The sequence below is a fragment of the Promicromonospora sp. NPDC090134 genome (assembly GCF_044746965.1).
In the GTDB taxonomy this organism is placed as follows: Bacteria; Actinomycetota; Actinomycetes; order Actinomycetales; family Cellulomonadaceae; genus Promicromonospora.
In genome coordinates, this window is sequence record NZ_JBIVCZ010000001.1 from 607,040 (window position 1) to 630,430 (window position 23,391).

The window sequence follows — 23,391 nt, forward strand, 5'->3', positions numbered from 1 at the left end:
CTCAGTCCTCGACCGTCAGCGGGACGTCCTTGAACACCGGCCACGACTCGGTCAGCCGGACGTCGATGGTCGAGATCTCGTCCTCGGGCGCGGCGAAGAACACCTGGTAGCCCACGGACTGTCCGGGCAGTGCCTCCGTGTAGACCGGATCGGTGCGGAACCAGCGTCCGCCCCCGTCGGCCTCCAGCACCCGGTACTCCTTGAGGTTCTCCCGGTCGATCAGGGTGATGTTCACGTTCTCGCCCAGGGCGTCATAGACCGAGGCCGCACCGCCGCCGTCGTCGAACTCCGGGGTCATCACGAGCCGCAGCTCCATGGTGCGCCCCGAGACCACGATCGACTCGATGCCGAACCGGACCTCGTCCGACTCCGTGCCCGGCACGGTGAAGGTCGCGTCCGCGACCACGTCCTCCGGGTCGGGGAAGTCGACGCCGGCGGTCCCGGCCGGCTGGTCACCGGCGTCGTCACCGGGGGCCGCGCCGTCCTCGGCGGGGTTGCCCGTCGCGGACGGCGGGGTGGAAGCGCCGGTGTCGTCGAACTCGGCGCCGGGGCTGCCGGACGAGCAGGCGCTCAGGGCGAGCAGGCTCACGACGGCGATCGGTGCCAGTCGGCGGGGCAGGTATCGCATCTTTTACTCCTGACCAGATGGTCTCGGTTACGTTGCTGACAGGGGTGAGTCGGGCGGGGCGGCGAAAAGGTTGCATCGCTCCCGGAACTTCTTCCGGGGCCGACGGCGAACTGGTCCGGCGGCTCCGGTCAGCCCGGCTCTGCCACCTCGAGCCGGTGCACCGCGGTGATCCGCGTCCCGTCCGGCGCGCGGGCCTCGAGCACCACCTCGGCGCTCCCTGGGCTGCGGGCCGTGAGCTCGACGGAGCCGTCGTCGGCGACGTACGTCCCGGTGGGCAGGGTCCACACCCAGTGCTCGGCGCCGCTGACCTGGGCCGTGAACGTCACCGGGGTGCCGACCGTCGCGGTCTCGGGCCCGGAGATCGCGACGCGCGCGGCGCCGGAGCTCGCGTCGGGGCGGGCGTCGAGCCATGCGACCGAGCCCCACGCGCCGCCGAACCCGATCCCGGCACCCAGCAGGAGGGCGACGGCGACCGCGATCACCGGCCGACGCCGCCGGCCGGTCGGGCGGGCCGGCGTCGCGGCGGCCGCGGGCGCCCCTGCCCTGTCTCCTCCCGCGGGGACGTCTCCTCGCGCGGGGACGAGCGCGTCCTCCACGTCCGAGAGCCACGCCGCGACGTCGGGGTGTCGCCGGGACGGGGAGTCCGCGAGGCTACGCCGCACCGCCCGGGTCAGGGCGCGCGGCAGGTCGGCGCCGTCGGTGAGCCACTCCAGCAGTGCGGACATCGCCCACAGGTCCGCGCGCGTGTCGACCGTGCCGGGACCGTGCTGCTCGGGCGGGCGGAACCCGTCCGTGCCGCCCGCGACCGTGAGCCCGGAGCTGCGCGCCAGGTCCTTGCACATGCCCAGGTCGGCGACCACGAGCCGCTCGTCGCGCCCCACGACGGTGGACGCCGTGCCTGCGAGGAGCGAGCCCGGCGCGCCGGCCGCACCTGCCGCACCGGTGTCGGCGGGCGCGTCGGGCCCGGTGCGCAGCAGCACGTTGCCGGGGCTGAGGTCGCGGTGCACCAGGCGCGCGGCGTGCACGGCCCGCACGGCTGCGGCCAGCCCACGGGCGACGGCGAGCACGTCCGCGCGGCTCGCCGTCCATCCGCCCGCACGCAGGGCGCGGACACGCTCGGCGAGGGTGCCCCGGTCGGCGTGCTCGAGCACGAGGTACGGCTGCTGCCGATCGTTCTCGCCGATGTCGTAGACCGTGATCACGTGCGGGCTCGCGACCCGGCGCAACGCCCGGCCCTCGGCGATGAAGCGTTCCCGGATCTCCGGGTTGAGGCTGTGGTTCTCGGCCAGGACCTTCACGACCACGGTGGTGTCCAGCCGCTCGTCGACCGCGCGGTGCACGGTGGCGAACGACCCGACACCGAGCACGTCCTCGACCTGGTATCGCCCCATCCTGTCCCGGGCGGCCATCAGACGGCGTCCCCGAGCAGAGCCGCGACGAGCGCCCGGCCTCGGGAGACCTGGGACTTGACGGTGCCCACGCTGCGACCCAGCCGGTCGGCGACCGCGCTGTACGGCAGTCCCTCGATGTCGCGCAGCGTCACCGGCTCGCGGTAGAGGGCGGGCAGCGCGTCGAGCGCGTCGCGCACCGTGGCCCGGGTGGCGATGAGCGAGCTCATCCGCGCGCCGGGCGCGACGTCGTCGTCGGGGAGCGTGGTGGTGGCGCGCTGCCGGCGCAGGTGGTCCACCACCCGGTTCCGGACGATGCGATGCACCCAGGTGGTGACCTTGGACGCGCCGGCGAACGAGTGGATCGACGTCGCCACGCTGATGAGGGTGTCCTGGCAGACGTCGTCGACGGCCGACTCGTCGAGGAGCGCACCACGCACGAACCGGCGGACCACACCCGACTCGTCCAACAGCTCGACCAGCAGCTCGGTCGCGAGCGGGGAACCGGCCGCGGCCCGTGCCCCGAGCAGGTCGAGCACGTCCTCCAGGCCGCCGGACCCCCTGGGGGTGCCGCTCCCGCCCGGCGCGTGGCCGGCATCCCTGGCTTCCCGACCGTCCACCGCGTCGGACACGGCGCGGCGCGCGGCGTGCGCGTCGCCCTGGTCGAGGGCGCGGACGAGCGGGGGTGTCTGGTGAGGCATGAGGTCGGGGTTTCCTCTCGCGGTCCGTCGTGCGTCCTGGCGCGCGATAGCCGCTGTGGTCTCTGCGCGCCTGACATCATGCCGGTCACCGTGGCACGAGGACACCAAATTCGTGCCCCGAGCACGAGGGCGAGCATCCGACCCGCACCGGGGTGCGGGGACGGTGTCATGACCGGATCGTGGGACCAGTATCTGAGACGTGCGTTGACAGGTGTTTTGCCCGCAGCACAGGATGGCCGCAGGTCATGAGCGCCAGCGTCAAGCCCCGGCTCGCTGGCCGGCAACCCTCCCTCCGCGGTGGGGTGCCCCGGGTGACGACCAGGCCGCGCGCAGCCCGCGTGCGGCAAGCGCGGGGGAACCTCCCCCAGGACTGTGCTGGAGGACGCCATGTCTGCTCCCACTCTCAGCCGTGCCATCGCGGTGACCGACCTCGCCCCGCTGCGCCCCGTCGTCGGCGGCGGGACGCTCGTCCCGCTCGTGGACGGCACGCAGGTCTCGTACGCGAACCTCGACGTCGCCGCGTCGGCCCCGGCCCTCCAGGCCGTCGCCGACCGCGTCACCCAGGTGCTGCCGCTGTACGCCAGCGTGCACCGCGGCGCGGGCTACCTCTCCCAGGTGAGCACGGCGCTCTACGAGACCGCGCGCCGCACCATCGGCGCGTTCGTCGGCGCCCGCGAGGACGACCTGACGATCGTCACCCGGAACACCACCGACTCTCTCAACCTCCTCGCCGGCTGCGTCCCCGCGCAGCCCGACGGCGAGCCCGGCCGCGTGCTGGTGCTCGACGTCGAGCACCACGCGAACCTGCTGCCCTGGCAGCGCACCACCGGCGCGACCGTGCTGACCGGCGGCGCCACCGTGGCCGAGACGGTCGCCCAGATCCGGGAGGAGCTGGCCGACGCCGCCGCGGACCGCCCGTACGCCCTCCTGGCCCTGACCGGGGCCTCGAACGTGACCGGCGAGTCCCTCCCGATCGCCGAGATCGTCGCCGTCGCCCACGAGTTCGGCGCGCGCGTGGTGCTCGACGGCGCCCAGCTCGTGCCGCACCGCCGCATCTCGCTGGAGTCCACGGGCGTGGACTACCTCGCCTTCTCCGGGCACAAGACCTACGCCCCGTTCGGCGCCGGCGTGCTGGTGGGCCGCCGCGACTGGCTCGACCAGGGCACGCCCTACCTCGCGGGCGGCGGCGCCGTCCGGCGTGTGCGCGTGAGCGGCACCGACTGGCACGAGGGTCCCGCCCGCCACGAGGCCGGCTCGCCCAACGTGATCGGCGCGGTGGCGCTCGCGGCGGCCTGCGAGGAGCTGGCCGCGCTCGACCCTGCCGAGGTCGTGGCGCACGAGAACGCCCTGCGCCGCCGGCTGGTGTCAGGGCTGGAGGCCATCGATCGCGTCGAGGTCGTGCGGGTCTGGGCCGACGCCGTGGACCCCGTGGGCGTGGTGACCTTCACCGTGACCGGGTACGACCCGGGCCTCGTCGCCGCCTACCTGTCCGCGGAGCACGGCATCGGCGTCCGGGACGGCCGCTTCTGCGCGCACCCGCTGCTCGGCCGGCTCGGGTTCGACGCCGGCGCCGTGCGCGCCTCGGTGGGCGTCGGCACCGCGGGCGAGGAGATCGAGCGGCTGATCGCAGCCGTCGGCCGCCTGGTCGAGGAGGGTCCGCAGGCCGGGTACGACGTCGTCGACGGGCTGTGGGTCGTGACCGACGACCCGCGCCCCGTGCCCGAGGGCTCCGGCCTCGCGGGCCTGCTGGCGACGGCCGCCCTGGGCTTCGACGAGGCCTTCGGCTGCCTCCCGGACGAGGACTGACGGCCGCCGCGCGTCCGGCGGCTACAGCGCGAGGGCCACGCAGATGCCGCCCATCGTGAGGTCGAGGCCGATGCACCACAGCGCGAGCGAACGGTTCACCACCCTGTCGCGGCGGTAGTGCACCACGTCCCACCCGGCGTGCGCGGCAAGGGCGAGGCCCGCGAGGGCCAGCCCGAGCCTCGGCTCCAGGAACAGGGCCGTCGTCGCTACCCCGAAGAAGCCGGCCATCGCGGCGGCCTGCGGCCACGTCGCGCGGCGTCCGCGGGCCAGCCCGATGCCGGTCAGGACCAGCCCCACCAGGACGAATCCGATCCAGCGCGGCGTGTCCAGCAGCTCGGACGCGACAGGGACCACCGACGCCAGGAGCGCGACGAGCCAGGCCGTCCAGCGGACGCCGGTCACGGCGGCGGCCAGGTAGCACAGCGTCGCGACGCCGATCGTGGTCGTCGGGTCCTCCGCGACCGCGTCCCGCCAGGTGCCGCCGACGATCGCCGTCCCGCCCACCAGCAGGCCGAAGCCCGTCAGCATGCCCAGCACGATCCAGGCGGTGTTGGTGGGCCAGGTCCCGGTCCAGCGGCTCGGCCGCGTTGGTGCGGCCGTCTCGAACGTCTCGGTCATGGTCCCGTGCTCCTCGTGCGATCGCGACTGAATACCCTCCAGGGGTAACAAAGCACGGGACGGCCACGGCGAGGAAGGTCTTTCGGCCACCACCGAATACCGCGTGTCAGACGGGGAAGGTGCGCGGGCGGGGGAGCGCCGCCTCGATCTGGGCCGCCAGCGCCAGCAGCGTGAGCTCGCCGCCCGGCCGGCCGATGATCTGCACCCCCATCGGCAGCCCGGCCGGCGCCTCGGCGGTGGGCTCGGTCCAGTGGGTCGGCACGGTGATCGCGGGCAGCCCGGCGACGTTGAGCATCGACGTGAAGGGCGTGTACTGGCACTGCTGCTCGAAGTTCCGCTCCGGGTCCTCGGCGTCGTACCACCCGATCGGCCGCGGCGTGAGCGCGAGCGCGGGGGTCACGACGGCGTCGTAGGCGCTGACCTGCGCCACGAGCGAGCGTTCGAAGCCGGTGAGCGTGCGCACCGCCTCGGCGAGCCGGCGGGCGGGCACCTCGCGGCCCGACCGGATGAGCCACTGCGTCAGGGGCTCCAGCTTGCCGAGCGTCTCCGGGTCGTCGATCGGCACCGCCGACGCGCCGCCCATCCACAGGGTCCGGAACGCCGGGGCGTACTCGGGCGCCTCGGCCAGCACCGTCTGCTCGACCTCGTGCCCGGCCCCGGCCAGGGCGCGCACCCCCGCGTCCAGCCCGGCGTGCGCCTCGGGGGACACCGCGATGTCGTAGAAGCCGTCCCAGGCCGACGAGGTCGTCACGCCGATGCGGGCGGCCCGCCGGCCGGCGACGCCCTCCGGCAGCTCGGCCCGCTGCGCGGCCGCGAGGTACGCGCCCGCGGCGTACGACGGCGCCCGCAGCGTGTACGGGTGCGCGACGCCGCCCCCGGCGCGCCGCGGGAGCATCGCCTCCAGCAGCAGGGCGGTGTCGGCGACGGTGCGCGCGATCGGCCCGTTCACGACGAGCCCGCCCAGCGAGTCGACGCCGCTGCCCGCGGGCAGCAGCCCGCGCGTGGGCTTGAGGCCGACCACGCCGCAGGCCGCCGCGGGGATGCGGATCGACCCGCCGCCGTCGGACCCGGGCGCGAACGGCAGCATGCCCGCCGCCACCGCGGCCGCCGCCCCACCGCTGGAGCCGCCGGCCCCGCGGCCGAGGTCCCAGGGTGTGCGCGCCGGGGCGGCGCCGACCGGCTCGGTGTAGGCGGGGAAGCCCAGCTCGGGCGCGGCGGTCTTGCCGAGGCTGACGATCCCGGCGTCGTCGAGCACCTGAACGATCTCGTCGCTCTCCTCGGCCGGCGGCAGCCCCGCGAAGGCGCGCGACCCGAAGCCGGTGGGCACGCCCGCCCGGTTCCACAGGTCCTTGTCCCCGGTGGGCAGGCCCCACAGGCTGCCCGACGGCGGCGGCGTGCCCTCGCCGGAACCCGCTCCGCGCGTCTCCTGGAGCTCGGCCGCCCGTTTCCGGGCCCGCTCGGGAGTGACGGTGGCGAAGGCGCCGACCGCGGGGTTCAGCCGCTCGATCCGGTCGAGGAAGTGCTCGGTGGCCTCGGTGGGGGTGAGCTCTCCGGCGGCGAGAAGGTCGCGGAGCTCGACGGCGGTCCGCTCGTGCAGGGCATCCATCCCGCCAGGCTAGACGCTGTCTGACGAAACGCATTCACGATGTGACCTGCACTGATGTCCCGCGGTGCGGACAAATGGCACTCCGCACCGTTCCATTCTGCCGCGCAGAATGCGCTTCTCCGGCATATGTTCGTGCCGACTGTCACCTTTGTGCCACGCCGTCACGGCACGTCCGAGGTGCACAGAAATATCTCGTAGGGGGAGAGCACTATGACATTCTTCGATACGGCACTCGTGGTGCCGAACCAGGTCGACTGGCTGGCGCCGCTCACGAACGCGCTCGGTGCGGTCGCGAGCTTCATCCCGAAGCTCCTCGTGTTCCTGGTGGTATTCCTCATCGGGTACTTCATCGCCAAGGCGATCGCCCGGTTCGTGGGCATGATCCTCACGCGGATCGGCTTCAACAAGGTGCTCGAGCGCGCGGGGGCGAACCGCCTCCTCGCCGGGTCGGGCATCGAGCCGATCGCGCTGCTCACCAAGATCATCTACTACTTCATCCTGCTCATCACGCTCCAGCTCGCGCTGAGCGCCTTCGGGCCCACCAACCCGGTGAGCGCGATCGTCAACCAGATCGTGGCATGGCTCCCGAGCCTCGTCGTCGCGATCATCATCGTGGTGATCGCGGGCGCCATCGCGAATGCGGTGAAGGACCTTCTCATGAACACCATGAGCCGCGTTTCCTACGGCCCGCTGGTGGCGAAGACGGTGTCCTTTTTCATCATCGCGCTGGGTGTTATCGCGGCCGTGAACCAGATCGGCATCGGCACGACCGTCACAATGCCCGTGCTCGTGGCATTCCTGGCCACGGTCGCCGGCATTCTCATCGTCGGTGTCGGCGGTGCCCTGATCGGCCCCATGCGGTCGCGCGTCGAGGGTTTCCTGGGCAATCTGTCGGCCGGCGCCGCTGCCGCCGCGCCCGTCGCGGAACCGAACAACAGGCCCACCGTCGCACCCGGCACGGGCTCGTTCGCCCCGCCGCGCGACATCTGATCGCCTGACCCGCACGACGCCGGGGTCGCACCGCCACGTGACGGTGCGACCCCGGCGTCGTGCCGTGCGGACTCAGTACTCGCGGTCGGCGGGGACGCCGTCGTTCCAGTCGTGCCCGGCCGACCAGTCCTTGTTGTCGGACGTCACGCGGGTGCCGTCCGTGCCGAAGTCCCGGTCGTCCTGCCCGACAGACGTGACCCGCGTCCCGTCGGTCCCGTACTCCCGGTCGGCGGCCGCGGCCGCCCCGGCGCCGAGCACGCCCGCGGCCGTCGTGAGGAGGGCCGCGGTACCAGCGGCGGCCACCCGTACGAGCTTGTTCATCGTGAACCTCCTTCGTGGCCGGAGGGACCGTCCCGCCCGGCCCGGTCCACGCTGCGGTACGGGCGGGCGGGGCTCAATGTCCTTTGGGTGAGGCCGAATGTCCGGCCGTCGGCTCGCGCCGTCAGTCCCGGCTCAACAGCTCGCGCGCCTCGCCCAGCACCTCGGCGAGCCGCACCAGGTCCGGGTCGTCCGCGGTCGGCTGGATCGCCACGGTGTCCGCGCCGGCCGCGCCGAACCGGCGCACGCCGTCGGCCAGTGCCAGGGCGTCGCCCCAGACGGCGTAACCCGCGAGCCGTTCGTCGTCCGCCACGTCCTGGCCCCAGTCGGTGAGCTCGGCGCGCAGCCGCTCGGCGGAGCCGGGACCGGTGCCGCCCGAGACGAACTGGACCACCGAGAAGTCCTCGGCCTGGCGTCCTGCCGCGGCCCGGCCCTCGGCCACCCGCTCCAGCGCGGCCGGGAGCCCGACCAGGCCCACGGAACCCTCCAGCACCACGCCGTCGCCCACCTCGCCCGCGAGGCGCAGCGACTTGGGCCCCGTCGCGGCGACCGGCACCCGAACGGGCCGGGCGGGCGGCCAGTCGAGCCTCACGTCGTCCAGGGTCACGTAGCGGCCCGACGTCGTCACCCGCTCCCCCGCGAGCAGGGCGCGCAGCGTCGTCGCGTACTCCCGCATCAGGGTCAGGGGCGATCCCGCCTTCGCCCCCACCTGCGCCATCCAGGACTGCACGCCGTGCCCGATCCCGGGGATGAGCCGGCCCGGGAACATCCCGTCGACCGTGGCGACCTCCATCGCGGTGAGGGCGACGTTCCGCAGGGGCGTCGGCATCACGCCGATCCCCACGCGGACGTGGTCGGTCGCGGCCAGGATCGCGCTCGCGGCGGAGATCCCGCCGGTCTGGAAGCAGTCCTCCCAGAGCCAGATCTCCTCGATCCCCGCGGCTTCGACGGCGCGGGAGAGCGGGATGACGCGGGACGGCGGGGTCGAGGGGCGGATGATGCACGCCAGTGTGGTCATGGCCACACGCTGTCACGGGGGTGCCGTCAGATCCAGCCCTTGCGCGCGGCGTGCCAGCCGAGCTGGATGCGCGTCGAGACGCCGGCGATGTCCATGAGCACCTTGACGCGGCGCTGCACCGTCCGCAGCGAGAGGCCGAGCTGGTTGGCCACGGACTGGTCCGTGAGGCCCACGAGCATGAGCCCGAGGATGCGGGCGTCCTGGTACTCGAGCTCGCCGCCGCCGTCCGGCTCGCCGGGCCGCGCGAACGGCGTGGCGTCGCGCCACACGGCCTCGAACAGGGCGATGAGGGCGTCGAGCAGCCCGGAGGGGTGGATGATCAGTGCGCCCACCAGGTCGGGCGTGAGGTCGGAGTCCTCGGCGTCGACCACGGTCTGGATCGGCACGAACGCGAGCCGGCGGTCGATGATGAACAGCTTGATCGGCACCCGCTCGGAGAACCGCACCTCCTCGCCGTTGTCGATGGCCGCGGCGACGTCGTCCACGCGCATCATGCCCGTGTCCAGGAACACGCGGTCCACCACCACCCGGTACCGGACGCCGCGGGCCACGGCCTGGTCCTCGGCCGTGTTGTCCTCGGCGGACAACACGAAGACCGGCGGCTTGGTGAACGACTCGACCGTCTCGCGCGCGCCGAGCTGGAGCTGCATGATGCGGTGCTTCACGGCGTCCGCCCCGCGCACGACGTCGACCACGTCGGTCGCAGGCCGCAGCGCCGACGAGCGCCGGAAGTCCTCCTCCAGCTCGATCAGCTCGACCTGCGCCGCGCGGATCTCGTCCTTGCGCCGGGCGAGCAGCGCGCCCAGCGCGATCTCGGGGGGAGCGGCCTGGAACCGGGAGTCGTCCGCGCTCTGCCGGGCCGCGAGGCCGTGGTTCTCCAGCGTGCGGAGCACGTCCAGGGCGTCGCCCGGGTCGCACCCGAGCCGGTGCGCCAGCTCCGCGGAGTCGAGCGATGGTGAGGCCACGAGCTCGCGATACGCGAGCGACTGCGACTTGGTCAGGCCGAGCACGTCACTGAGCATGTCATCCTCCCGCCGGATGAATATCACCGTGCCGTGGCGAGGATACGCCAGGGGTGCGCTTCGACGCTTTTGTCCCGTCTGCGGCCGTGCGCGAGCCGTGTGGGCCGGGCCGGTTGGTAGCCTCCCGGACGTGAGTACCGAAGACGTGAGCTTCCTCGCCGACGGCGGCGAGCGGGTCGCGGGCCGCTGGTTCCTGCCGGACGGCGCCCCCGTCGGCGTCGTGGCGATCGCACCGGCCATGGCCATGCCGATGCGGTTCTACCGGCACACCGCCGCGTGGCTCGCCGAGCGCGGGTTCGCGGTGCTCACGTTCTCCTACCGCGGCTCGGAGCCTGAGCTCTACGGCCCCCTGCGGGACTCCACGGTCACTGCCCTCGACTGGTACCACGACGCCGAGGCCGCCGCGCTCCACGCGCGCTCCCGCGCCGACGTCGACGGCGTCCCGCTCACCTGGGTCGGCCACTCGTTCGGCGGCCAGAGCCTCGGCTTCCTGGCCGATGTCGGCGTCGACCGCTGCGTGATGGTGACCTCGGGTACCGGCTGGCGGGGCAAGGCCGCACCGGCCATCCGGACCTGGTCGCCCCTGCTCTGGCGCGTCATCGCGCCGACCGCGACGGCGCTGGTGGGCTACTACCCGGGCCGGCGGCTGCGGATCCTGGACGACCTGCCCGGCGGCGTCATGCGGCAGTGGGGCCGCTGGTGCCTGCAGCCGGACTACCTGTTCAGCGAGCTCCCCGAGCTGCGGGACCGCTTCGCGAAGGTCGAGACGCCGGTCGCCGCCCTGTGGACCGCCGACGACGAGCTGATCTCCCCGGAGTCGATCCGGTATTGGAGCCGCGAGTTCCCGGGCACCGAGGTGGAGCTCGTCGAGATGCGTGCCGCCGACCACGGCCTGACCCGTATCGGGCACTCGGGCTTCTTCCGCCCGAAGCGGGCGGTCCTCTGGGAACAGGTCCTGCTCCCGCGCCTGGCCCTCCGCGCACCGGCCTGACCGCTCCGGCCGCTGCGGGTAGGCCGGCCCGTGGTCTCCCCTTCGAGGCCCGGGTTTCTTCGTTTTGGACGGCGCCAAAGCGAAGGAACCCGGGCCTCGAAGGGGAGTTCCGCACCGGGCACGACGTCGGACCGAAGGCGCGCTCCGGGTCAGCCGGACCGCTCAGTCGGACCGGCCGGGCGCACGTCAGAGGGGCCGGATCGTGCCCCGGAAGTGGCGGGTGCCCTTGCCCGACCGCCAGCCGTCGTACACGAAGCCGTCCGCCGGGCCTGCGGGGACCACGTCGGCCGCGTTCCGGATCGCGACGTCGACCGTGCTCGGCAGCAGCACCGGCCGGAAGAACTCGACCGTCCACTCGTACGTCTCGCCGCGCCGGGCGGGCCCGACCTCGGCCAGCGCCCGTGCCGCGGTGTACATCCCGTGCGCGATGGCCCGCGGGAACCCGAACGCCTTGGCGCCCAGGCTCGACGTGTGGATCGGGTTCTGGTCGCCCGACACCGCGCCGTAGGCCCGTCCGGTCCCGGAGCCGAGCTTCCAGCGCGCCGTCGGCAGGGGCGCCGTCCACTCCTCGCGCGGGGACTCGTCGGCCGGGGCCGCGCCGTCCGGCGCCGTGAAGCCCTTGGCGAGGTAGGTCGAGACGCCCTGGTAGGCGAGGACGCCGTCCACCAGCACCTCCGCGACCAGGTCCACCTGGACGCCCCGGCGGTGCGCCCGGGCGTCCTGCGCCCACGCCCGCACCTCGACCGTCTCGCCCAGCCGCACGGGGCGGAGCACCCGGGCCACGTTCCGCAGGTGCACCATGCCGAGCAGCGGCAGCGGGAAGTCGCCGCGCACCATCACGGCCGTGGCCAGCGGGAACGCCAGCACGTGCAGGAACCCGGCGGGCAGCACGTCGGACGACGGCTCGCCCAGCAGCTCCTGGTACGCGGCCAGGTGCGCCGCCTCGCCCGTGGTGTCCACCCGCGCCACGCGGTACGACACCTCCGGCAGCCGGACCTCCCCCTGGGGGCGCTTGCCGGCCGACCCGGCGACGCCCTTCGTGAAGAGCCCGCCCAGCTTGGGCAGCACGGGCAGCTCGGTCACGCCGTACGACGCCGGTGCCTCCGCGGTTGGTGCGCTCACTTGCCCACCATGTGCTGGCCGCACACTCGCAGGGTCTGCCCGTTGATGCCGGACGCCGGTTCGGACGCGAGGAAGGAGATCGCCTCGGCGATGTCGACCGGCAGGCCGCCCTGACCCAGTGACGGCATCCGGCGCGCCACGGTGCGGGTGAGGGCGGGCACCTTCGCGGTCATCTCGGTCTCGATCCAGCCGGGCGCCACGGCGTTCGTGGTGCCACCGGTGGCCGCGAGCACCGGGGCGCCCGCGGCGGCGTTGGCGATGACGCCGGCCTTCGTGTAGCCGTAGTTGGTCTGCCCACGGTTGCCGGCCAGGCCGGTGGTCGAGGCCAGCGAGACGATCCGCAGGCCCTCGACGCCGGCCGCGAGCAGGCGCTCGTTGATCTGGAGCTGCGCCGTGAGGTTCACGGCGATGACCGGGTCCCACTTGTCCGCCGTCATGTTGGCGAGCAGCTTGTCGCGGGTGATGCCGGCGTTGTGGACCAGGATGTCCAGGCCGCCGAGCGACTTGGTGGCGGCCAGGATCTTGTCGGCCGCGTCGTCGGCGGTGATGTCGAGCTGGAGCGCGACGCCGCCGATCTCGTTCGCGACGGCCGCGAGCGACTCCCCGGCGGGCGGCACGTCGATCACGACCACCTTGGCACCGTCCCGGGCCATCGTCCGGGCGATCGCCGCGCCGATGCCGCGCGCAGCGCCGGTGACGACGGCCACCTTGCCGGCCAGCGGGGCCTCCCAGTCGACCGGGCCGGCGGCGTCGGACGGCCCCACGGGCAGGAGCTGGCCGTCCACGTACGCCGACCTGGCGGACAGGAAGAAGCGCAGCGTGGCCACGGCCGACGCGGAGTCGACGCCCGCGCCGCCCGTGAGCTGGATGCCGTTGGCCGTGGACCCGCCGCGCAGCTCCTTGCCGAGCGAACGGACCAGGCCCTCCACGCCGCCGCGGGTCGCGGCCAGCACCGGGGCGTCGCCCTCGGCCACGGCGCGGGAGACGGTGACGACCCGGCCGTTGCCCGCCAGGCGCCGCAGCGTGCCGGCGACGGTGAGCACGGGGGCCGACACGGCCGCCGGGGTCTCGGCGCCGGTCAGCACCAGCACGACGGCGCCGAACCGCTCGCCGTCGGCGGTCTCCGGGCTGCGGCGCACGTCGACGTCCCAGCCGGACAGGACCTTGGCCACGGCGTCGGCGTCGGCTGCCGAGGCGTCGTCGGACACCACGAGGACCGGGCCCACGGTGAGCGGGCTGCCGGGGCGGTAGCGCCGGAGGATGGCCGGCTGGGGCAGGCCCAGCTTCTTGAAGACGGGCTTGAGCGTCCCGTTGGCCAGGTTGAGATAGCTGTCGGTCACGATGTCCTCTTCGTTGCGGGGCGGTACGGGCGGGCTCGGGCGGACTCAGCCGGTCGCGGCCCGGTTCAGACGGACTCGACCAGGGCGACCGCGCCCAGACCGCCGGCGGCGCAGACCGAGATCAGCGCCCGTGCGGGCTGTCCGGTCTCCGCGGCCTTCGCGGCGACCAGCTTGGCGGCGGTCGCGATGATGCGGCCACCGGTCGCGGCGAACGGGTGACCCGCCGCGAGCGAGGAGCCGTTCACGTTGAGCCTGCTGCGGTCCACCTTGCCGAACGCGCCGTCGAGCCCGAGCTCCGTACGGCAGTATTCCTCGTCCTCCCACGCGGCCAGCGTGGTCAGCACCGTGGACGCGAACGCCTCGTGGATCTCGAAGAAGTCGATGTCGTCCAGGGTGACGCCATTGCGGGCCAGCAGGCGCGGGACCGCCGCGACCGGCGCCATGAGCAGGCCCTCGTGGCCGTGCACGAAGTCGACGGCCGCCGTCTCGGCGTCCACGAACTTGGCGAGGATCGGCAGCTCCCGCTCCTCGGCCCAGGCGCGGGACGCGAAGAGGACGGCGGAGGCGCCGTCGGTCAGCGGCGTCGAGTTGCCCGCCGTCATGGTGGCCGCGTCCTCGAGCTTGGCGCCGAACACCGGCTTGAGCTTGGCGAGCTTCTCGAGCGACGTGTCGGGGCGCAGGTTGTCGTCCCGGGTCAGGCCCTTGAACGGCGTGACCAGGTCGTCGAAGAAGCCGGCCTCCCAGGCGCGGGCGAGGTTCTGGTGCGAGTTGTACGCGATCTCGTCCTGCGCCTCGCGGCTGATGCCCCACTTGGCCGTCGTGATGGCCTGGTGCTCGCCCATCGAGAGGTGGGTGCGCGGCTCGCCCGTGCTGGGGGTGGCGGGGGCCAGGTCCTTGGGGCGGATCTGGAGCAGCGCCTTGATCTTGGCCCCGGTGGTCTTGGCGTGGTTCGCGTCCAGGAGCGCGGCGCGCAGGCGGTCGCTGACCACGATCGGCGCATCCGAGACGGTGTCGGTGCCGCCCGCGATCGCGGACTCGATCTGGCCGAGCTTGATCTTGTTCGTCACCGCGATGGCGGCCTCGAGGCCGGTGGCGCACGCCTGCTGCACGTCGTAGGCGGGCGTGGTGGGCGACAGGGAGGAGCCCAGCACGCTCTCGCGGATGAGGTTGAAGTTCTTGCTGTGCTTCAGCACGGCGCCGCCGACGACCTCGCCCAGGCGCTCGCCCTGCAGGCCGAAGCGGGCGACGAGCCCCTCCAGTGCCGCGGTGAACATGTCCTGGTTGCTGGTCCGCACGTACTTCTTGCCGGCGCGGGAGAACGGGATGCGGTTGCCGCCGATGATCACGGCTTCGCGCGTGGACGGGACGGGGGCGGGGGTAGTGGACACGTCGCTGTTCCTTCTCGGTTCGTCGTCGGGCAGAGGGCTTCGTTGGGTCGAGCCTTGTCGAGACCAGGCCGGGCCGCGACCCGGTTCGCCCCGGGTGGTGCCCAGGACTCACAGTACCTGATACTCTCAGTCTCGTGAGACGAATCACAAGACCTCTAGCGAGTCAAGGTGGGGAGGCGGACCGATGAGCATCGGAGTCGACGGTCGTTCGACCCGCTGGGACGACCACCGCACGGCCCGTCGGGCAGAGCTCGTCCGCGCCGCGCGCAAGGCCGTGCACCGCCTGGGGCCCGCGGTCTCGATGGACGAGATCGCCGCCGCCGCGGGTACGTCCAAGTCGATCGTCTACCGGTACTTCGACGACAAGGCGGGCCTGCGGCTCGCCGTCGCCGAGACGGTGGTCATGCAGATGCACGACGCGCTGCGCGCCGCCGCGCAGCAGGCCGACAACCCGGAGATGGCGCTGCGCGAGATGGTGCGCGTCTACCTCGAGATGATCGAGAGCTCCCCCAACGTCTACTGGTTCGTCACCCGGACCGCGATCGGCGGCAACGAGCCCGCGCCTGTCGAGAGCGGCCGCCGCGGTCGGCGCGCCCCGGCACCCGCCGACGACGAGGGCGTGCCGAGCACCCCTGCCGACCTGCACCCGCTCGGTGCCTACCTCGACTCGGTGATCGAGCTCGTCGCGGAGCCGTTCGCGCGGGCCACCGACGTACCCCCGGCGGACGCCGCGGCCTGGGCCGCGGGCGCCGTCGGTTTCGTGCGCGGCTCCGGTGAGTGGTGGCTCGGCCACCGCACCGTCGAGTCGACGCCGCTGACCCGTGAGCAGCTCACCGAACGCGTGACCCTCTGGCTCTGGACCGGGCCCGTGGGCGTGCTGCACAACCGCCCCGGCGCCGCACCGGCGACCGCCTGATCCTGACCCACCCTCCCGACACCCAGTACCTGGCCCCCTGGCCGAAGACCGAGGAGAACCGATGACGACCACCTCCGAGCCCGTGACCACCACCGCGGCGGCCCCACAGGCCGTGGCGCCCCAGCCCGAGGCGGCGCGTCCGACGTCGGGCACCCGCGTGGACGTGCCGGCCCTGCAGCAGATGCTGCTGGGCCGCTGGCCCGAGGAACGGTCCGAGGCCCGGCGGATGGTGGCCGCGCACCCCGAGCTCTGGAAGCAGGAGGGGATCACCAAGGAGGAGCACCGGGAGATCACGCTCGCCCAGATGAAGCAGATGGTGCCGTACGGCCAGGTGCTGCGGGCCTTCCCGGAGCGCCTCGGCGGCCGGGAGCAGGCCGGCGGCAACCTCGTGGGCTTCGAGGAGCTCGTCGCGGCCGACCCGTCGCTGCAGATCAAGGCGGGCGTGCAGTGGGGCCTCTTCGCGTCCGCGATCAACCACCTCGGCACCGAGGAGCAGAAGGACCGCCTGCTCCCCGGGGCGATGGACCTGAGCGTCCCGGGTGCGTTCGCGATGACCGAGACGGGTCACGGTTCCGACGTCGCCGCCATCGGCACCACCGCGACGTACGACCCGGAGACCGAGGAGTTCGTGATCAACACCCCGTTCCGCGGGGCGTGGAAGCAGTACCTCGGCAACGCGGCGAAGCACGGCGTGGCCGCGACGGTGTTCGCGCAGCTGATCACCAACGGCGTGGACCACGGCGTGCACTGCTTCTACGTGCCGATCCGGGACCCGCAGACCCTGGAGTTCCTGCCCGGCGTCGGCGGCGAGGACGACGGCCAGAAGGGTGGCCTCAACGGCATCGACAACGGCAAGCTGCACTTCACGGACGTGCGGGTGCCGCGCCGCGACCTCCTGGCCCGGTACGGCCAGGTCGCCGCGGACGGCACCTACACCTCCTCGATCGACAGCCCCGGCCGCCGCTTCTTCACCATGCTCGGCGCTCTCGTCCAGGGCCGCGTGTCCCTCGACGGCGCGGCGATCACCGCGGCGAAGATCGGCCTCGCGATCGCCACGAAGTACGCCGAGCAGCGCCGCCAGTTCTCGCCCGCGACCGGCGCCGACGAGCTGACGCTGCTGGACTACGCGACGCACCGTCGCCGGCTCTTCCCCCGCATCGCCGAGGCGTACGCGATGCACTTCGCGCACGACGAGCTCCTGGACCTGTTCGACGACGTGTTCTCGGGCCGCGAGGACACGCCCGCCAAGCGCGAGGACCTGGAGACGACGGCGGCGGCGCTCAAGGCGACGTCCACCTGGTACTCCCTCGACACCCTGCAGGAGTGCCGCGAGGCCTGCGGCGGTGCCGGCTTCCTCTCCGAGAACCGGTTCACCGGGCTGCGCGCGGACCTCGACATCTACGCCACGTTCGAGGGCGACAACCACGTGCTCCTGCAGCTCGCGGCCAAGCGCCTGGTGGGGGACTACGGCAAGAAGATGGCGCGGGCCGCGAAGTCCCCGGCGGGCATGGCGGGCATCGTGGCCGGGCAGGCCAGGGACGCGGTGCTGCACAAGACCCCGCTGCGCAGGCTGGGCCAGTCGGTGGCCGACGGCGGCGGCGCGCGCTCCGCGGGCCGCCTGCTCGACGCCGAGGTGCAGCGCGGCCTGATCGCCGGCCGCTACGAGGGCATGGTCGCGGCCACCGCGATGGGCATGCGCCCGGCGCTCAAGGCCGACCCGGTCAAGGCGCAGGAGATCTTCGACGACAACCAGGTCAGCCTCATCGGGTCCGCCGCCGCGTGGGCCGAGCTCGTCCGCTGGGACGCGTTCACGAAGGCCGTCGCCACGGTGTCCGACCCCGGCACCCGCAAGGTGCTCACCCTGCTGCGCGACATCTACGGGCTCACCACGATCGAGCGGCACCTCGACTGGCACCTGACCAACGGCCGCATCTCGACGGGGCGTGCCAAGGCCGTCACGGCGACGATCGACCGCCTGCTCAAGGCGCTGCGCCCGCACGTGCTCGACGTCATCGACGCCTGGGGCTTCTCGCAGGAGCACCTGCGCGCGCCGATCGCCGACGGCTCCGAGAAGGTGCGCCAGGACGAGGCGCGCGCGTACTACCGCGAGCTGCGCGCGAGCGGCACGGCGCCGATCAGCGAGAAGGAGCTGCGCAAGCAGCAGGCCAAGCAGGCGCGCTAGGGTCGGGACCGCCTCGCCGCGCTACGCCGGCGAGGCGGTCACGACCAGCGGGTCATGCGGCGTCCGGCACCGCGGCCACGACCGGCACCGGGAGCTGCTGCACCGGGACCGGCTCGGCCTCGGCGTCGGGCTCCTCGTTGTCGGCGGGACGCGCGAGCGGACCGCTGAGGGTGATCGGGGCGTCCTCTGCGGGCGCCGGTTCCGGTATTGCGCGGACCACGACGAAAGTGCCCGCCAGCCCCAGGAGGGCGGCGAGCACCGCGAGCGGTACGAGCTGGTAGGCGAGCGTCATTCCGAGCAGCGCGCCGACGCCTACCGCGACGGACGATCCGAGAACGAGTACGCGAGTCATCTGGAGCCTCCCTGCCAAGGTGTCTCCGAGGAGAAATTGCCTGACCCCAGGGGGGAACTCTGTGGTGCCGCACTCCGGAAGATGCCCCTCGGGCGTCTGGGGGGCGCACGAAGAGCATGTACTGGGGCCCGGCTGAGCTGGGGCTCATCAGATTGTTTGTGGCGAGCCTGCCTCGCCGCTTTTCCAGGAAACCCCAACCTGCGCGGCTCCGCACCCCGAACAGCACCGGTCCTGGTCACGACTGGGTCACGGCTGCGTACGGGCCGCTCCGCTCACACCGGGTTGCAGTGCGCGGTGGCGGTGAGGATGAGCCCGACGTCGGGCCGCCACGGCTCCAGGTTCCACGTCTCCTTGTCCATGGCGCCCACGGCGTGGCAGACGAGCTGGTGCTCCATCGTGTCGCTGTCCGCCTCGGGCTCTGCGGCCACGAGCTGGGTGCGGATCAGGTCCAGGCCGGCCTCTCCCGCGCGCCGGGCCCAGTCCGCCGGGTCGACGGCGAGGGACCGCCCGCCCTCGTTCTCGCCCCAGGTGGTGCTCTCGATCGCCTCGGTGCCGACCACGAACGTGACCGTCACCGGCTCGGTGCGCGCCGCCTGCCCGCCGCTCCCGGAGGTCGCCGCGGGGTCGTCGATCCTCAGCCTGGCCTGGGTCGCGTCGATCTCGGTGACCTCGATGCGCGGCGCGTCCCGGGCGTCGGACGGCGGTTCCGGCGGGGCGACCGCCGCGACGGGCGTGCCGTTGCCGTCGAGCACGGAGATGCTCCCGTCGGTGTCGACGTCGAGCGCGCCGGGCGAGGTCAGGGAGAGCCGGGCGGAGCCCTCGGGGCCGAGGGAGAGCGTGACCGTCCGCGTGCCCGGCCCGAGCTCGTCCTCCCGCACGTCGGCTGCCTTCCGCGAGCTGACGTCCAGGACGACGCCGCCGACGGTGACGGTGCTGGTCTGCGCCTTCGGCCCGGTGCCGCCCTGCTCGGACGACGGTGTCGACGTCGATGTCGGTGTCGGCCGGGATGCTGTCGCCGTCGGGCCATCGGCTCCGTCCGAACCCTGGGCGCGCTCGATCAGGCTGCAGCCGCCCACGGTGAGGACGGCCGCGAGTGCGGCGCACGCGGCAAGGGGAGAGGCGACGGCCCGTCGGATCTGCACGTGCCCATTGTGCGGGGTGGCGGCCGTGCGGAGGTGGGCTCGGGTCGGCGTGCCGGGTGGCGCGTCTCGACCTCACCCTCTACAGTTAGAACATGCGTTCGAACAATGTGCTGGTGACTCGCGGTCCGGCCGACGTGCCGGACCAGTCTCCGCGTGGTGCGTCCGCGCCGCGCGAGTCGGGGTTCGCGAGCGGTTTCGCGAACCTTTCCGAGGCGGTCGACGCCGTGGCGGCGATCGACTCCCTGCTCTCCTCGCTCGCGGCCTCCCGCGCCGTGCTGATGGAGTCGGTCCGGGAGTGGGTGGCCGACCAGCCCGACCTGTTCGACGCCCCCGAGGTCGAGGCCGACGATCTCGCGGGCCTGGCGCCCGAGCTCGTCGAGCGGCTCGCCACGGCGCTCCGGGTGCCGGAGAGCTCGGCGGTCGCGCTCATCGAGGAGTCCCGGGCGCTGGTGCACGAGCACCCGCGGACGCTGGCCGCGCTGCGCGGAGGGCACATCACGCACGCGCACGCGCAGACGATCCTCGGGTACACGGACGGGCTGCGGCGGGGCAACCGGGTGGCCCTGGAGACCCGCCTCCTCAAGCACGCGCGCACCACGACGCCCGGTGAGCTGAGCCTGGTGGCGCGAGCCGAGCGTGAGCGGCGGCTGCGTCCCGTGCGGGCCGAGCCGCAGGTCGCGGCGCCCGCCGAGCACCGGTCCCGGCGTCAGCGGGTCAGTGCCTTCCCCACAGGTCGTCCCACGCCGTGAAGGCCTCGTCGGTGTGCCGGTTCTGCTGCTGGCCACCGGCGGGTGCCTGGCCGCCCCAGGCCGGGGCGTCCCACACCGGCGCGGCCTGCCCCGGCTGCTCCTGACCGCCGCCCTGGGCAGTGCCCTGACCGGTGTCCTGCGCGGTGTCGTACGGGGCCCAGTGCTGCTGGCCGTACGTAGCGCCCGGCTGCTCGCCGGACGTGCCCGTGCCGTACCCGGGAGCGGCCGGGTAGTCCTGGTCGTACGGGGCGTCGTAGCCCCCGGGCGGCGTCGCCGGCTGCGCGGGCTGGTGCGGTTCCAGCCAGGGCTGCGCGGACTCCGTCTGTCCTGTCCAGAGGGGCGCGGCCGGGGACTCCGGCGTCCACGGCCGGTCCAGGGCACCGGGCGTCTGGTACGGCTGGGCGCCGTCGTCCCGGGTGTCGCCGTGCCGGCCGCCGTAGGCGGGTTCGGCACGGTTCGGGGAGTCGTAGGCCTGGTCGCCGAAGTGGCTCTGCGCGGCGTAAGGGGCCTGGCCGAACGCGTCCTCCCGGCCGGGCGTCGGCGGGAGCGACGGATGGTCGTCGTTCCGCCGCGGCGCCGAGACCGCCGCGAACGTGGTGGTGGCCAGGTACTGCTCGAACGGGACGTCGAAGGTCTCGTCGTGCGACCACGACGAGTCCCACGGTTCGGCGGCCGGAGCCGGAGCGGCCCGCCGGCCGTCGTCGGGCATCGGGGGCAGGCGGATCTCGCCTGAGCTGTGCCGTACGCGGTCGTGCATCTGCCCCACCCAGTTCAGGGCGAGCTCGAAGCGCATGGTGCCGAGGCCGTCCACGCCCAGCTCGCCGCCGAGCGCGGGGTGCGGGTTGAACGTGTACACGTCCTCCTCACCCAGCCGGATGCCGCGGCTGCGGGCGTCACGGACCAGGTCGTCCATGAGGTACGTGGCACGCCCGTCGGCCGACTCCAGCTCCGCGTACATGGTCACGGCGGAGTTCCAGCGCAGCTCGAGCGTGCCCTCGACCGTGTCCAGGAACCACCACCCGTCCAGCGACTCCAGGAAGATGTCGCCGAAGCAGGTGGCGAAGCGCGGGGTCTGTTCGCGGATCCCCATCCAGTGCCACGAGGCCAGCCCGAACTCGAAGGCAACCTTCGGGAAAGTCCGGAGCAGCTTCATGTCCGAATGAAACCACTATCGGGTAAACGTCGGGAACCCCCACGTGACATCTTTGTTTCACCCTTAACACGCGGCGCCGGAGACACTCAGGCCAGGCCCGACTGATAGGCGAACACCACGAGCTGGGCCCGGTCGCGCGCCGCGAGCTTGATCATCGCGCGCGACACGTGCGTGCGGGCGGTGGCCGGGCTGAGCACCAGCTCCTCGGCGATCTCGTGGTTGCTCATCCCCTGCGCGACGAGGCCCACCACCTCGCGCTCGCGTCCCGTGAGGTCGCCGATCCGCGGGTGCGGTTCCAGTGCGCGCGGCGACGCCGCGGTGAACTCCCGGATGAGGGTCCGGGTGGCCGACGGCGCGAGCAGCGCCCCGCCGTCGTGCACCGTGCGGATCGCGGTGACGAGCTCCGCCGGCGGCGTGTTCTTGAGCAGGAACCCGCTCGCCCCGGCGCGCAGCCCGTCGACGACGTACTGGTCGTGCTCGAACGTCGTCAGCACCACCACGCGCGTCGCGGCCAGGTCGGGGTCCTCGGCGATGCGCCGCGTCGCCTCGATGCCGTCGATGCCGGGCATCCGGATGTCCATCAGCACCACGTCCGGCCGCAGGCGCCGGGCCTCGGCCACGGCGGCGATGCCGTCGGCGGCCTCGCCCGCGACCGTCGTGTCCGCCTCGCCCGCGATGAGCGCGCGCAGGCCCATGCGGACCAGGTCCTGGTCGTCCACCAGCAGCACCGAGATCATGCGACACCTCCCGCGGGCAGCGCCGCCCGCACCTCGAACGACTCGTCGACGGGACCGGCGTCGAGCCGCCCGCCCAGGGTCTCGACACGGTGCCGCATCCCGGTGATGCCGAACCCCGCGACGAACGCGGTACCGGACGGGCGCGGGTTGCACACCGCCAGCCGGACGGCGTCCGGCTCGTACGCCACCTCGACGCGCGCGGCCGCGCCGGCCCCGTGCTTGACCACGTTGGTCAGCGACTCCTGGAGCACCCGGTAGGCGGCGAGGTCGACGGCGTCGGGCAGGGTCCTGGGCGTGCCGATGACCGCGAGGTCCACCGCGACCCCCGCGGACCGGACGCGCTGCGCGAGCACCTCCAGGTTGGCGAGCCCCGCGGTCGGCGCGCGCTCGGGGCCGGCGCCGGAGTCGGGCCGGACGTCCGCCAGCGTGGTGCGCAGCTCGGTCAGTGCCTCGTTCGCGGCCCGGGAGATCGCCCCGAGGGCGGCGGTCGCGTCGTCGGGCCGGCCCAGGTGGAGCGCGATGTCGGCCTGCATCTGGATGGCGGCGAGCCCGTGCCCCACCACGTCGTGCACCTCGTGCGCGAGCCGCAGCCGCTCGTCGTCGCGGGCCTGCTGCTCCGCGGCGGCGTGCCGCGCCGACCGTGCCTCGTCCCACGTGCGCCGGGCCACGCCGATGCTGAAGGGCACCGCCACGAAGGCGCTCGCGGGCACGAGGCCGGCGGGGACGCCCAGCCCCGCCGGGTGTGTGAACACCGGGATCACGAGGAGGACGAGGGTCGCCGCCGCCCAGACCAGGGCGGGGCGGAGCGGGCGGCGTCGGGCAAGGGAGTAGACCGCGACCGCCAGGCACAGCATCACCGGGCCGTACGGGAAGGCGAGCAGCAGGTAGCCGACGGTGACGGCCGTGACCACGCCCAGCGTGGGCACCGGCCAACGCGTCCGGAACAGCGTCCCGGCCGCCGCGGCGACCGCCAGGGTGTAGCCGAGCGCGTCGACGGGCCGGTCCACCGCGGACGAGCCGTCCAGGAACGGCAGGCTCACGAGCACGAGCGCCGTCAGCGCCGCGCTCACGCCCACGTCGACCAGGCGCAGCTTTCCCATGTCTCCTCACCTCCAGCCCCACTGTGTCCGACGCCGGACGCCGCGTCACCCCCTACGGGTCGTAGCCCGGCGTACGTCGTGGGGCGTAGGCCGGGCCGTCCGTCGACGCCGGAGAGCGCAGCGC

22 protein-coding genes and 1 riboswitch are annotated in these 23,391 nt (G+C 73.6%); of the genes, 6 read left to right on the forward strand and 16 right to left on the reverse strand.

The window, feature by feature from the left end; translation table 11 throughout:
• Window position 1 precedes the first annotated feature (1 nt).
• From ACIPN7_RS02645 to ACIPN7_RS02655, 3 genes are all read right to left on the reverse strand, one after another.
• Window positions 2–628 (reverse strand): hypothetical protein, encoded by a 627-nt coding sequence (locus ACIPN7_RS02645; RefSeq protein WP_400537707.1) that lies wholly within the window; start codon window positions 626–628, stop codon window positions 2–4.
• Between the two features lie 128 nt (window positions 629–756).
• Window positions 757–2,037 (reverse strand): serine/threonine-protein kinase, encoded by a 1,281-nt coding sequence (locus ACIPN7_RS02650; protein WP_400537709.1) that lies wholly within the window; start codon window positions 2,035–2,037, stop codon window positions 757–759.
• Window positions 2,037–2,717 carry an RNA polymerase sigma factor gene (locus ACIPN7_RS02655; RefSeq protein WP_400537711.1) on the reverse strand — a complete coding sequence of 227 codons (681 nt, stop codon included), beginning with the start codon at window positions 2,715–2,717 and terminating at the stop codon, window positions 2,037–2,039. The genes ACIPN7_RS02650 and ACIPN7_RS02655 overlap by 1 nt, the downstream gene beginning before the upstream one ends.
• A gap of 241 nt (window positions 2,718–2,958) precedes the next feature.
• Window positions 2,959–3,073: riboswitch (SAM riboswitch) on the forward strand.
• A gap of 31 nt (window positions 3,074–3,104) precedes the next feature.
• On the opposite strand from ACIPN7_RS02655, the gene ACIPN7_RS02660 reads away from it, so the two are divergent.
• Window positions 3,105–4,523: an aminotransferase class V-fold PLP-dependent enzyme gene (locus ACIPN7_RS02660; protein ID WP_400537713.1), complete on the forward strand. Its 1,419-nt coding sequence runs from the start codon at window positions 3,105–3,107 to the stop codon at window positions 4,521–4,523.
• A gap of 21 nt (window positions 4,524–4,544) precedes the next feature.
• Here the strand turns inward: ACIPN7_RS02660 and ACIPN7_RS02665 are convergent, their stop codons facing one another.
• The gene (locus ACIPN7_RS02665) at window positions 4,545–5,141 is read right to left on the reverse strand and encodes a hypothetical protein (RefSeq protein ID WP_400537715.1); all 597 of its coding nucleotides are present in this window, start codon (window positions 5,139–5,141) and stop codon (window positions 4,545–4,547) included.
• Window positions 5,142–5,247: 106 nt separating this feature from the next.
• Window positions 5,248–6,747 carry an amidase gene (locus tag ACIPN7_RS02670; protein WP_400537717.1) on the reverse strand — a complete coding sequence of 500 codons (1,500 nt, stop codon included), beginning with the start codon at window positions 6,745–6,747 and terminating at the stop codon, window positions 5,248–5,250.
• Window positions 6,748–6,957: 210 nt separating this feature from the next.
• Between ACIPN7_RS02670 and ACIPN7_RS02675 the strand changes: the two genes are divergently transcribed.
• Window positions 6,958–7,737 (forward strand): hypothetical protein, encoded by a 780-nt coding sequence (locus ACIPN7_RS02675; protein ID WP_400537719.1) that lies wholly within the window; start codon window positions 6,958–6,960, stop codon window positions 7,735–7,737.
• 72 nt (window positions 7,738–7,809) lie between these two features.
• Here the strand turns inward: ACIPN7_RS02675 and ACIPN7_RS02680 are convergent, their stop codons facing one another.
• From ACIPN7_RS02680 to ACIPN7_RS02690, 3 genes are all read right to left on the reverse strand, one after another.
• The gene (locus ACIPN7_RS02680) at window positions 7,810–8,058 is read right to left on the reverse strand and encodes a hypothetical protein (protein WP_400537721.1); all 249 of its coding nucleotides are present in this window, start codon (window positions 8,056–8,058) and stop codon (window positions 7,810–7,812) included.
• Between the two features lie 121 nt (window positions 8,059–8,179).
• Window positions 8,180–9,073 (reverse strand): LLM class flavin-dependent oxidoreductase, encoded by an 894-nt coding sequence (locus ACIPN7_RS02685; protein ID WP_400537723.1) that lies wholly within the window; start codon window positions 9,071–9,073, stop codon window positions 8,180–8,182.
• Between the two features lie 26 nt (window positions 9,074–9,099).
• Window positions 9,100–10,095: a helix-turn-helix domain-containing protein gene (locus tag ACIPN7_RS02690; RefSeq protein ID WP_400537725.1), complete on the reverse strand. Its 996-nt coding sequence runs from the start codon at window positions 10,093–10,095 to the stop codon at window positions 9,100–9,102.
• Window positions 10,096–10,225: 130 nt separating this feature from the next.
• Here ACIPN7_RS02690 and ACIPN7_RS02695 point away from each other — a divergent pair, with 130 nt between their 5' ends.
• Complete coding sequence (locus tag ACIPN7_RS02695; RefSeq protein WP_400537727.1) at window positions 10,226–11,086, forward strand: hypothetical protein; 861 nt, start codon at window positions 10,226–10,228, stop codon at window positions 11,084–11,086.
• A gap of 186 nt (window positions 11,087–11,272) precedes the next feature.
• On the opposite strand, the gene ACIPN7_RS02700 is transcribed toward ACIPN7_RS02695, so the two are convergent.
• The 3 genes from ACIPN7_RS02700 to ACIPN7_RS02710 form a co-directional block, all read right to left on the reverse strand.
• The gene (locus ACIPN7_RS02700; RefSeq protein ID WP_400537729.1) at window positions 11,273–12,208 is read right to left on the reverse strand and encodes a MaoC family dehydratase; all 936 of its coding nucleotides are present in this window, start codon (window positions 12,206–12,208) and stop codon (window positions 11,273–11,275) included.
• On the reverse strand, window positions 12,205–13,548 hold the full coding sequence (locus tag ACIPN7_RS02705; RefSeq protein ID WP_400537731.1) for a 3-oxoacyl-ACP reductase: 1,344 nt from the start codon (window positions 13,546–13,548) through the stop codon (window positions 12,205–12,207). The genes ACIPN7_RS02700 and ACIPN7_RS02705 overlap by 4 nt, the downstream gene beginning before the upstream one ends.
• A gap of 65 nt (window positions 13,549–13,613) precedes the next feature.
• On the reverse strand, window positions 13,614–14,936 hold the full coding sequence (locus ACIPN7_RS02710) for an acetyl-CoA C-acetyltransferase (protein ID WP_400537733.1): 1,323 nt from the start codon (window positions 14,934–14,936) through the stop codon (window positions 13,614–13,616).
• Window positions 14,937–15,120: 184 nt separating this feature from the next.
• Between ACIPN7_RS02710 and ACIPN7_RS02715 the strand changes: the two genes are divergently transcribed.
• Together ACIPN7_RS02715 and ACIPN7_RS02720 are read left to right on the forward strand one after the other, a co-directional pair.
• On the forward strand, window positions 15,121–15,852 hold the full coding sequence (locus tag ACIPN7_RS02715; RefSeq protein WP_400537735.1) for a TetR/AcrR family transcriptional regulator: 732 nt from the start codon (window positions 15,121–15,123) through the stop codon (window positions 15,850–15,852).
• Window positions 15,853–15,913: 61 nt separating this feature from the next.
• Complete coding sequence (locus ACIPN7_RS02720) at window positions 15,914–18,034, forward strand: acyl-CoA dehydrogenase (RefSeq protein WP_400537737.1); 2,121 nt, start codon at window positions 15,914–15,916, stop codon at window positions 18,032–18,034.
• 52 nt (window positions 18,035–18,086) lie between these two features.
• On the opposite strand, the gene ACIPN7_RS02725 is transcribed toward ACIPN7_RS02720, so the two are convergent.
• Both ACIPN7_RS02725 and ACIPN7_RS02730 read right to left on the reverse strand, forming a co-directional pair.
• Complete coding sequence (locus tag ACIPN7_RS02725) at window positions 18,087–18,386, reverse strand: hypothetical protein (protein WP_400537739.1); 300 nt, start codon at window positions 18,384–18,386, stop codon at window positions 18,087–18,089.
• A 272-nt stretch (window positions 18,387–18,658) separates the two neighbouring features.
• A complete protein-coding gene (locus ACIPN7_RS02730; RefSeq protein WP_400537741.1) occupies window positions 18,659–19,528 on the reverse strand; it encodes a DUF2599 domain-containing protein in 870 nt (289 codons plus the stop codon).
• A 92-nt stretch (window positions 19,529–19,620) separates the two neighbouring features.
• On the opposite strand from ACIPN7_RS02730, the gene ACIPN7_RS02735 reads away from it, so the two are divergent.
• A complete protein-coding gene (locus tag ACIPN7_RS02735; protein WP_400537743.1) occupies window positions 19,621–20,277 on the forward strand; it encodes a hypothetical protein in 657 nt (218 codons plus the stop codon).
• Here the strand turns inward: ACIPN7_RS02735 and ACIPN7_RS02740 are convergent.
• The 3 genes from ACIPN7_RS02740 to ACIPN7_RS02750 form a co-directional block, all read right to left on the reverse strand.
• The gene (locus ACIPN7_RS02740; RefSeq protein WP_400537745.1) at window positions 20,243–21,430 is read right to left on the reverse strand and encodes a T6SS immunity protein Tdi1 domain-containing protein; all 1,188 of its coding nucleotides are present in this window, start codon (window positions 21,428–21,430) and stop codon (window positions 20,243–20,245) included. The genes ACIPN7_RS02735 and ACIPN7_RS02740 overlap by 35 nt on opposite strands.
• 86 nt (window positions 21,431–21,516) lie before the next feature.
• Window positions 21,517–22,167, reverse strand: a complete 651-nt coding sequence (locus ACIPN7_RS02745) for a response regulator (RefSeq protein WP_400537747.1) — start codon at window positions 22,165–22,167, stop codon at window positions 21,517–21,519.
• Window positions 22,164–23,267 (reverse strand): sensor histidine kinase, encoded by a 1,104-nt coding sequence (locus tag ACIPN7_RS02750; RefSeq protein WP_400537749.1) that lies wholly within the window; start codon window positions 23,265–23,267, stop codon window positions 22,164–22,166. The genes ACIPN7_RS02745 and ACIPN7_RS02750 overlap by 4 nt, the downstream gene beginning before the upstream one ends.
• Window positions 23,268–23,391 lie beyond the last annotated feature (124 nt).

What these genes read in the sequence shown, in the direction of transcription:
- ACIPN7_RS02645 (WP_400537707.1), bottom strand. Translation starts at nt 628, where the DNA reads ATGCGATACCTGCCCCGCCGACTGGCACCGATCGCCGTCGTGAGCCTG.
- ACIPN7_RS02650 (WP_400537709.1), bottom strand. Translation starts at nt 2,037, where the DNA reads ATGGCCGCCCGGGACAGGATGGGGCGATACCAGGTCGAGGACGTGCTC.
- ACIPN7_RS02655 (WP_400537711.1), bottom strand. Translation starts at nt 2,717, where the DNA reads ATGCCTCACCAGACACCCCCGCTCGTCCGCGCCCTCGACCAGGGCGAC.
- ACIPN7_RS02660 (WP_400537713.1), top strand. Translation starts at nt 3,105, where the DNA reads ATGTCTGCTCCCACTCTCAGCCGTGCCATCGCGGTGACCGACCTCGCC.
- ACIPN7_RS02665 (WP_400537715.1), bottom strand. Translation starts at nt 5,141, where the DNA reads ATGACCGAGACGTTCGAGACGGCCGCACCAACGCGGCCGAGCCGCTGG.
- ACIPN7_RS02670 (WP_400537717.1), bottom strand. Translation starts at nt 6,747, where the DNA reads ATGGATGCCCTGCACGAGCGGACCGCCGTCGAGCTCCGCGACCTTCTC.
- ACIPN7_RS02675 (WP_400537719.1), top strand. Translation starts at nt 6,958, where the DNA reads ATGACATTCTTCGATACGGCACTCGTGGTGCCGAACCAGGTCGACTGG.
- ACIPN7_RS02680 (WP_400537721.1), bottom strand. Translation starts at nt 8,058, where the DNA reads ATGAACAAGCTCGTACGGGTGGCCGCCGCTGGTACCGCGGCCCTCCTC.
- ACIPN7_RS02685 (WP_400537723.1), bottom strand. Translation starts at nt 9,073, where the DNA reads ATGACCACACTGGCGTGCATCATCCGCCCCTCGACCCCGCCGTCCCGC.
- ACIPN7_RS02690 (WP_400537725.1), bottom strand. Translation starts at nt 10,095, where the DNA reads ATGCTCAGTGACGTGCTCGGCCTGACCAAGTCGCAGTCGCTCGCGTAT.
- ACIPN7_RS02715 (WP_400537735.1), top strand. Translation starts at nt 15,121, where the DNA reads ATGAGCATCGGAGTCGACGGTCGTTCGACCCGCTGGGACGACCACCGC.
- ACIPN7_RS02720 (WP_400537737.1), top strand. Translation starts at nt 15,914, where the DNA reads ATGACGACCACCTCCGAGCCCGTGACCACCACCGCGGCGGCCCCACAG.
- ACIPN7_RS02725 (WP_400537739.1), bottom strand. Translation starts at nt 18,386, where the DNA reads ATGACTCGCGTACTCGTTCTCGGATCGTCCGTCGCGGTAGGCGTCGGC.
- ACIPN7_RS02735 (WP_400537743.1), top strand. Translation starts at nt 19,621, where the DNA reads ATGCGTTCGAACAATGTGCTGGTGACTCGCGGTCCGGCCGACGTGCCG.
- ACIPN7_RS02740 (WP_400537745.1), bottom strand. Translation starts at nt 21,430, where the DNA reads ATGAAGCTGCTCCGGACTTTCCCGAAGGTTGCCTTCGAGTTCGGGCTG.
- ACIPN7_RS02745 (WP_400537747.1), bottom strand. Translation starts at nt 22,167, where the DNA reads ATGATCTCGGTGCTGCTGGTGGACGACCAGGACCTGGTCCGCATGGGC.
- ACIPN7_RS02750 (WP_400537749.1), bottom strand. Translation starts at nt 23,267, where the DNA reads ATGGGAAAGCTGCGCCTGGTCGACGTGGGCGTGAGCGCGGCGCTGACG.